Source organism: Phormidium sp. CCY1219, from assembly GCF_055795085.1.
Window position 1 is genome coordinate 1 of sequence record NZ_JAYFEQ010000477.1, and the last position, 411, is coordinate 411.

The 411-nt window shown below is 47.7% G+C and carries 1 pseudogene; it reads left to right on the forward strand.

Going from position 1 to position 411, the window contains the following annotated elements:
• Positions 1-163 precede the first annotated feature (163 nt).
• A pseudogene (locus AC0QH1_RS12060) lies at positions 164-411 on the forward strand (group II intron reverse transcriptase/maturase); the annotation flags it as partial.

Genomic DNA, 411 nt, shown 5'->3' on the forward strand with positions numbered 1-411 from the left:
GACTTGCAAAAGTACCTCGGGGGAAAGATGGAGGCGTCGGCATAACACCCCAGATGATGGAACGAGATAACCCGACTTGGACTCTCAGTCAAAAGGTCGATAAGCTGAGTAGTGATAAGTGTAAGCGCAAGTCTTAGTCGGGGTGAGATTGAGGAGGAAGCAAAAACAACGGTTTGACTTAACTCAAAAACTTGGGAAAGATTCCAAAGCCCGTGCCTTACGCAGAATATGGATTCCAAAACCAGGGCGCGATGAAAAGCGTCCTTTAGGGATTCCGACGATAAAGGATAGAGCCGAACAAGCCTTGGTTAAACTGGCATTAGAACCCCAATGAGAAGCCCGATTTGAGGCAGACTCATACGGATTTAGGCCAGGAAGGTCAGCGCATGATGCGATTGATGCCATATTCAA